The 1107-nt window shown below is 77.3% G+C and carries 3 protein-coding genes; 2 read left to right on the forward strand and 1 reads right to left on the reverse strand.

Going from position 1 to position 1107, the window contains the following annotated elements; all coding sequences use genetic code 11:
- Positions 1–165, reverse strand: a 165-nt coding sequence (locus tag VR44_RS43845; RefSeq protein WP_157880283.1) for a DUF1206 domain-containing protein, incomplete at its 3' end; no start/stop codon positions are given.
- 188 nt (positions 166–353) lie between these two features.
- On the opposite strand from VR44_RS43845, the gene VR44_RS12090 reads away from it, so the two are divergent.
- Both VR44_RS12090 and VR44_RS12095 read left to right on the forward strand, forming a co-directional pair.
- Positions 354–569 (forward strand): hypothetical protein, encoded by a 216-nt coding sequence (locus tag VR44_RS12090; RefSeq protein WP_045947452.1) that lies wholly within the window; start codon positions 354–356, stop codon positions 567–569.
- 181 nt (positions 570–750) lie between these two features.
- On the forward strand, positions 751–1107 hold a 357-nt coding region (locus VR44_RS12095), incomplete at its 3' end, for a methyltransferase (RefSeq protein WP_245691730.1).

Here is a 1107-nt window from a genome sequence, read left to right on the forward strand (position 1 = left end):
CGTACGGTCGGCCGCGTTTCCGCCGGTCCCGAACGCGATCCGCAGGGCCAGCGCGCCCACCACCACGTACAGCACCCCGCGCGTGGCCAGCCCGCACCGGGCGGCCGCGGCCACCGCCGCGTGGGTCTCGCGCGCCCTGGTTCCGCCGCCGGACGGTTCAGTCATGACCCAGCCCTCCAGTCCTTCCCCTCAGGGGCTCCGCACGCCTCCCCTGCCCGCTGCCGTCCGTGCCATGCCCCGCGCCGGACCCGGGGCGCGGCCGGCCGCGGCCCGCCCGGCCCGCCGTTTCGGTCCCGGCGGCCCGGGTAACCGCGCGGTCACGGAGCACCACCCCCGACGAGGAGGCAACACCCATGGCCGGCATAGGCGGTTGCATCACCCTGATCGTGGTGGGGGCCATCCTCACCTTCGCGAGCGACTGGCACATGGACGGCGTCAACCTGGACGTGGTGGGCCTGATCATGATGGCCGGGGGGCTGCTGGGACTCGCCGTCTACAGCAGCGTCCTGCGCCGTCGCCGGGCCGCCGCCCTCCCCGTGGTCGACGAGACCCGCGACGACCGGCTCTGAGGCACGGTCGGCCGCCCGTCGCCGCGGCCGCCGAGGGGAGGAAACCCCCGCCGAGGTGCAAACCACCCGATCCCGGGTAGGCGCGGCCCATGATCGCCCCATTTCCCCTCGGGGCCCCCGGCCGTCCGCCCGGTCCGGCCGGGCGGACGGCCGGGGGCCCGTGGCACACCGGGAGGACACCTTGCCCAGCACCGCAGTGACGTACCGTGCCGCCCTCCCGGGGCTGATCGCCCTGCCGGGCGTCTACCGCCCCCAGGCGGACACCCTGCTGCTCGCCGACGCCCTCGCCCGGGAGCCGCTGCGCCCCGGTGCGCAGGTCGTCGAGATCGGGACGGGCACCGGCGCGATCGCCCTGCGGGCGGCCGCCAGGGGCGCCGAGGTCACCGCCGTGGACGTGGCGTGGCCCGCCGTCCTGGCCGCCCGTCTCAACGGCTGGCGCCGGCGGCTGCGGCTGCGCGTCCTGCACGGAGACTTCGCCGCCCGCACCCGGGGGCGGCGCTTCGACCTGGTCCTGGCCAACCCGCCCTACGTCCCCGGC

Source organism: Streptomyces katrae, from assembly GCF_000966975.1.
In the GTDB taxonomy this organism is placed as follows: Bacteria; Actinomycetota; Actinomycetes; order Streptomycetales; family Streptomycetaceae; genus Streptomyces; species Streptomyces katrae.

Coding starts and splice junctions, on each gene's coding strand:
- VR44_RS12090 (WP_045947452.1), top strand. CDS start 354: ATGGCCGGCATAGGCGGTTGCATCACCCTGATCGTGGTGGGGGCCATC.